At 41.2% G+C, this 5113-nt stretch carries 8 protein-coding genes and 1 pseudogene; 2 read left to right on the top strand and 7 right to left on the bottom strand.

Going from position 1 to position 5113, the window contains the following annotated elements:
* Positions 1 to 43: 43 nt before the first annotated feature.
* The 3 genes and pseudogenes from IM509_RS09605 to IM509_RS09595 form a co-directional block, all read right to left on the bottom strand.
* Positions 44 to 250 (bottom strand): hypothetical protein, encoded by a 207-nt coding sequence (locus tag IM509_RS09605; RefSeq protein ID WP_052276607.1) that lies wholly within the window; start codon positions 248 to 250, stop codon positions 44 to 46.
* 186 nt (positions 251 to 436) lie between these two features.
* A pseudogene (locus tag IM509_RS09600) lies at positions 437 to 823 on the bottom strand (DUF4277 domain-containing protein); the annotation flags it as partial.
* Between the two features lie 290 nt (positions 824 to 1113).
* Entirely contained in the window at positions 1114 to 1368 is a 255-nt protein-coding gene (locus IM509_RS09595; protein ID WP_052276605.1) for a hypothetical protein, read from the bottom strand.
* Between the two features lie 349 nt (positions 1369 to 1717).
* On the opposite strand from IM509_RS09595, the gene IM509_RS09590 reads away from it, so the two are divergent.
* Positions 1718 to 1867, top strand: a complete 150-nt coding sequence (locus IM509_RS09590; protein WP_002789639.1) for a hypothetical protein — start codon at positions 1718 to 1720, stop codon at positions 1865 to 1867.
* A 79-nt stretch (positions 1868 to 1946) separates the two neighbouring features.
* On the opposite strand, the gene IM509_RS09585 is transcribed toward IM509_RS09590, so the two are convergent.
* Positions 1947 to 2327, bottom strand: a complete 381-nt coding sequence (locus tag IM509_RS09585) for a hypothetical protein (protein WP_002759386.1) — start codon at positions 2325 to 2327, stop codon at positions 1947 to 1949.
* A 59-nt stretch (positions 2328 to 2386) separates the two neighbouring features.
* Positions 2387 to 2752, bottom strand: coding sequence for a phasin family protein (locus IM509_RS09580; protein ID WP_002789637.1), 366 nt, complete (start codon positions 2750 to 2752; stop codon positions 2387 to 2389).
* Positions 2753 to 3182: 430 nt separating this feature from the next.
* Here IM509_RS09580 and hemB point away from each other — a divergent pair, with 430 nt between their 5' ends.
* Complete coding sequence (gene hemB / locus IM509_RS09575) at positions 3183 to 4169, top strand: porphobilinogen synthase (RefSeq protein WP_158198563.1); 987 nt, start codon at positions 3183 to 3185, stop codon at positions 4167 to 4169.
* Positions 4170 to 4233: 64 nt separating this feature from the next.
* Here hemB and IM509_RS09570 read toward each other — a convergent pair whose 3' ends face one another.
* Both IM509_RS09570 and IM509_RS09565 read right to left on the bottom strand, forming a co-directional pair.
* Positions 4234 to 4521 carry a DUF4164 family protein gene (locus IM509_RS09570; RefSeq protein WP_052278447.1) on the bottom strand — a complete coding sequence of 96 codons (288 nt, stop codon included), beginning with the start codon at positions 4519 to 4521 and terminating at the stop codon, positions 4234 to 4236.
* A gap of 168 nt (positions 4522 to 4689) precedes the next feature.
* On the bottom strand, positions 4690 to 4977 hold the full coding sequence (locus tag IM509_RS09565) for a DUF4164 family protein (protein ID WP_185237255.1): 288 nt from the start codon (positions 4975 to 4977) through the stop codon (positions 4690 to 4692).
* Between the last annotated feature and the right edge of the window lie 136 nt (positions 4978 to 5113).

The following is a 5113-nucleotide window of genomic DNA, read 5'->3' as shown; positions in this document are numbered from 1 at the left end:
TAAAAGTTGCCTAAAGATTAATCAAGTCAAGGAGAATTTATTCTCAATTTTTATAATTGAGATAGTTTGTGCCGCTTAAATAAAGAGGTTTTGATAACCAAATTAAAGCATATCTAAAGAGTTTTGAGTTAAAAGTTAAACGGTTCTTCGTTACTTGGTATGGTTCGATAGGGGGGCATAAATCGACTAAATCCTTATCTGGCAAGAGACTTAATTGATTAGTTCGCTCTAGATCAAAAACAATTGACAAAAATCGCTAAATGCCTTTCTCTATAAGGGTTACATCCCTTGTAACCCCCGTCCATTGCATAACACAAACCGAAGAGCCAGTTAAACTTCAAGTTTTTATTCAGTACTAATGTACTGGTTAACTAATTTTTTGGGGAAAATTAGTTAACCCATCATTATAACATATAATTAATTTGCAAGAGTTCTAATGAGAATTCTCGGTCGCTACACCAAATTTTTTCACGGCGGCTAAACTAATCAGTAGGAAAATGACCGAAACATTAAGTTGATAAAGTTTGTCCATTACTCGACCAATTTTATCATCATTTAATTGTTTGGGTTCGATGCCCTCTCCCAGCAGATGTTCGGTTGCTTTATCTTCAAAAAATTGAGGAAATAAATACAAAGCTCGGGAGACAAATCCCAATCCATTCAGGATAATTGCTTTCACGACTTGCCCCGCTGTGACAATTTCTCCTCGCTCAATTGAGACTTGTTCGTTGATAATTTCAACGATTCCTATTTCATCGATAATTCCAGCTACTAATCCCAGATGGTCTAGATTTTTGACTTCAATTTCTGTTGATTGATTCATGGTCGAACAGTCCACTCGCCTCAGTTTTCCAACAATTCCTATTTTTTCATAATTAGGGGTCTCAAGACCGCCCTAGCGGCCACCGAGAAAACCTTCACCAGCTAAGTATTTTTACTCAAGTCTCTGGAGGGGGACAGCTTATGTGACAGTTGAGGGTGCGGAATGTGGGTTGGATATGCTGTATGGTCGCCTGCTAAGATTATAAGTACCTAGGCAAAATTATTTACACATGACGATCATTGCCCCGTAAGGGTTTTAGCTCGATCGGGCAGGTAATTAATTTTGCATGACTACTTACGTTCGTTTTTTGGCAGCTCCTTGATGTACAATTTCATCAATCCACGACGCTGAGGAGAGCAATCTTCGATCGCTTCGTACAATGACGGCCATTTTCTCCGAAACACCGGCGACATAGACAGTTCCGCAAAGGAATGGACACTTCGGGTTACTAACACTGCGTCCATCAAGTCCATTACCGCGTCTTTGCCTGTTCCTAAGAGTTTATAGGCCGCTTCTCGAAATTCCTGCAAGTTTTTCAAAGTCATTTTCGGGAAATTTAGTAATCTTACTTGATTTCCCGTTTTTTCTGCTCAAGCAGTTCTTATGTACTGACTATTGCTCAAATTAGTCTAAACTTGAGGTTGAAGCATGAAACCCAACGCCCGATTATGTTACGCTACCGCTAACCCATCCTACAAATAATTGTGATTGTGCCTCCCTACTTATAAAAGTTTAGATAAACAAGAAAAAGTATAAAGTCTTATGAAGATTATTCAAGAATTATCTCAAAAGTCAACAATTGATGAGATTCTGGCCAGATAATGGGGATGGAGGGGTGAATCAACCTTTCCCAAGTTGAACAGAGATTGTTGTCGAGAGTCGGAGAGAAAAGCAATGAATATCAAGGATACATTACACGATTTTGTCCAGTACCTAACAGAGGCTTTCGCTCGCATTTTTAGTCCCAACAATGATGAATATCCCGATGTGGGGATGCAGCCTTTTGATTCTGAACCCTACCATGCTCCCAAGGGTAATTCTTAACTAAAAATGACGGATAACTGCTTTGAGATAAAGGTTATGGGTAGGGATAATAACCCTACCTGATTTTATAGGAAAATAATTAATCCTCTGCTTGCCAATCGGGACAACTATCACTATCCCAACCGTAGGGATGGAAACCGCAGACGAGAAGATTGCCTCCGTAGATATAACCGTGATAATTACGGCAACCGATACAAGCAGGATGGGTGTTAGGATCGGGGTTAACTTTAGGAGTGAGGGTAAAATCCGAGGGTTCATCTAATTCCGAAAAGGGGTATTCATCGAGGTTAAAAAATTCCTCTAATTCCTGGGGTAAAACCTCTTGAATAAACTGTTCCAGATCGATGATAATTTCTTCATTGATTTCTTCGATAGTTTGGGTAACTTCTTGGAAAAAATTTTCAATTCCCAGCGCCACAGTTTCGATCACTTCCCAAAAATCTTTCTGCCAATCGTCCATGTTTATACTTGCGTCCCTTGTCTGGTAATAATTAATTATTTGTCGCTAAAATCTAGGTTTTAATCCTGTTGTAGTTTCCGTAATTCTTCCTGAAGACGTTCCACCTTTTGCCGCAATTCATCTACTTTTGGCTCGGCTGCTTTGGTGTCCTCCTCATCTTCAATAATTTCTATCCGTCGGGGTTCATGGGGAATATTAGATTCATTACCTGCCACCGTTTGCTGTTGTGCCTGTTTCACCAACTCATCAACGTATTTCCTCGCTTCTTCCGTCGTCATTTCGCCGCGAGAAATCATCTCATCGGCTAATTTTTGGGCTTGATTTCTTAATTCTTGTAAATTTACTTCAGCTTTTTCGGCGGCATAAGTAGCAATGCCTACGCCCAAATAAACTGCTTTTTTGACTAAATCACCTAAGTTGGCCATAGCAAAAATCCTGAATCGATCGCTCTTACTTCCTAGAATAAACGATCCTTCTCCCAAATGGAGATGGTTTTTGGGTGTTGGGGTTTGGGGGTTGGGGTGTTGGGGTATTAGTTGAAATTTCCCCATTTCCCTATCTCCCCATTTCCCTAATCCTCTGATGAGGTAAAGTTTTGTAAAGAGATGCGGTGGTGGCAACAGCAAAAGTGATCGGTATAAAGATTAAATTTTAGTCAAATTGCTGGTTTTTTGCGCTCAAAACGACGATAAAGCCTCATCAGGTCAAAAATGAACTAAATAGGTTGATTAAGCTCAAAATAACTAAATATTGCGGATAGTTGCCGGCAGCCCGCAGCCGGCTGAATCGATTTGTGTTCATCCTCAGCAAAGATTTAAACTAAAGACCAGATTCCCGATTTAATCACAAAAAACTATGTTTCCTATTCATCGCCCCCGTCGTCTGCGTCAAACCCCTCAAATGCGCCGTCTGGTGAGTGAAACCGTCTTGACAGCCAATGACTTTATCTATCCCCTTTTCGCTACGACGGGGGAAGGTATTGCCCGGGAAGTCAAATCGATGCCGGGGGTGTACCAATTATCAATCGATAAAATTGTTGATGAAGCCAAGGAAGTGCGGGATTTAGGAATTCCAGCGATTATTTTATTCGGGCTGCCGGAAAGTAAAGACACAGAGGCGACGGGAGCATGGCACGATCATGGTATTGTCCAAAAAGCGGCCACAGCGATTAAAGAGGCAGTTCCCGATTTACTCATTGTCGCCGATACTTGTTTGTGTGAATATACCAACCACGGTCATTGTGGTTATCTACAAACGGGAGATTTAACCGGCAGGGTGTTAAACGATCCTACTCTGGGATTATTGCAAAAAACCGCCGTTTCCCAGGTAAAAGCGGGAGTGGATATCATTGCACCGTCGGGAATGATGGATGGTTTTGTGCAGGCAATTCGTCAAGGATTGGATGAGGCCGGTTATAGTGATACACCGATTCTTTCCTATACGGCTAAATATGCCTCTGCCTATTATGGTCCGTTTCGGGATGCGGCTGATTCTACCCCCCAATTCGGCGATCGCAGAACCTACCAAATGGATCCGGGTAATGCCAGGGAAGCCTTAAAAGAGGTGGAATTAGACGTATTAGAGGGGGCAGATATGTTAATGGTGAAACCTGCTCTATCTTACATGGATATTATCTGGAGAATCAAGGAAATGACTAATTTACCCGTGGCTGCCTACAATGTGTCGGGGGAATATTCAATGATTAAAGCGGCGGCGTTAAATGGCTGGATTGACGAAAAACGAGTGACTTTAGAGACTCTAACTAGCTTTAAACGGGCGGGTGCCGATATTATCTTAACCTACCACGCTAAGGATGCCGTGCGCTGGTTAGCAGAGGGTTAAACTTGATGATTGAACCCACCATGCCGATCAGGATAAGGGGGTGGTGAGGTTGCTACTATTAATTCTAGGGATTACCTGAAAAAAATACTTTCCAACCGGCTGTAGCGATCGCACTTGCCAAAAGAATAATTAATGTCCAGACCTGATTTTTTTGGGTTCCTTCCACTGATTTCAGGCGATTATCGATTCCCTCAACCTTTTCGGTTAACTTTGCCTGTCCTACCTCTAGCTTATTTAACCGTTCGTCGATTTTGTCAAATTTTTGATTAACATCTTTTTGGAGATTGTCAATTTTCCCCTCAATCCTAGTCAAAACAGCTTCTAGGGAATAGGTAACGGTTTCGTTAGACATAGTATCAACTTCCATTAGATATATTTTCTCAGTCCGCTATCGGGGACTATTTTAAGACTAAACCGGTTCGAGGTTGTCTGAGAACATCGTTTTTCCGGGATGACAAAACTTGAAACTGTGAATAATAGCCACAGATTAATTCTAGGGATTACCTGAAAAAAATACTTTTCAACCGGCTGTAGCGATCGCACTTGCCAAAAGAATAATTAATGTCCAGACCTGATTTTTTTGGGTTCCTTCCACTGATTTTAGGCGATTATCGATTCCCTCAACCTTTTCGGTTAACTTTGCCTGTCCTACCTCCAGCTTATTTAACCGTTCGTCGATTTTGTCAAATTTTTGGTTAACATCTTTTTGGAAAGTGTCAAATTTTTGGTCAACATCTTTTTGGAGACTTTCAAATTTTTGGTTAACATCTTTTTGGAGATTGTCAATTTTCCCCTCAATTCTAGTCAAAACAGCTTCTAGGGAATAGGTAAGTAGGTAGGCACAATTATTTGTAGGATGGGTTAGCGGTAGCGTAACCCATGCGGGCGTTGGGTTTCATGCTTCAACCCAACCTACGTTCATTTTATATTTAATTCCACCCACC

Origin of the sequence: Microcystis sp. M31BS1 (assembly GCF_020245285.1) — a bacterium.
GTDB lineage: Bacteria > Cyanobacteriota > Cyanobacteriia > Cyanobacteriales > Microcystaceae > Microcystis > Microcystis panniformis.
The sequence above is the reverse complement of the archived record's forward strand: the minus strand, read 5'-3'. Positions and strand labels throughout refer to the sequence as shown.

Bases quoted from the DNA above. Each gene is read 5' to 3' on its own strand.
- IM509_RS09595 (WP_052276605.1), bottom strand. From the start codon at position 1,368: ATGACTTTGAAAAACTTGCAGGAATTTCGAGAAGCGGCCTATAAACTC.
- IM509_RS09590 (WP_002789639.1), top strand. From the start codon at position 1,718: ATGAATATCAAGGATACATTACACGATTTTGTCCAGTACCTAACAGAG.
- IM509_RS09585 (WP_002759386.1), bottom strand. From the start codon at position 2,327: ATGGACGATTGGCAGAAAGATTTTTGGGAAGTGATCGAAACTGTGGCG.
- IM509_RS09580 (WP_002789637.1), bottom strand. From the start codon at position 2,752: ATGGCCAACTTAGGTGATTTAGTCAAAAAAGCAGTTTATTTGGGCGTA.
- hemB (WP_158198563.1), top strand. From the start codon at position 3,183: ATGTTTCCTATTCATCGCCCCCGTCGTCTGCGTCAAACCCCTCAAATG.
- IM509_RS09570 (WP_052278447.1), bottom strand. From the start codon at position 4,521: ATGTCTAACGAAACCGTTACCTATTCCCTAGAAGCTGTTTTGACTAGG.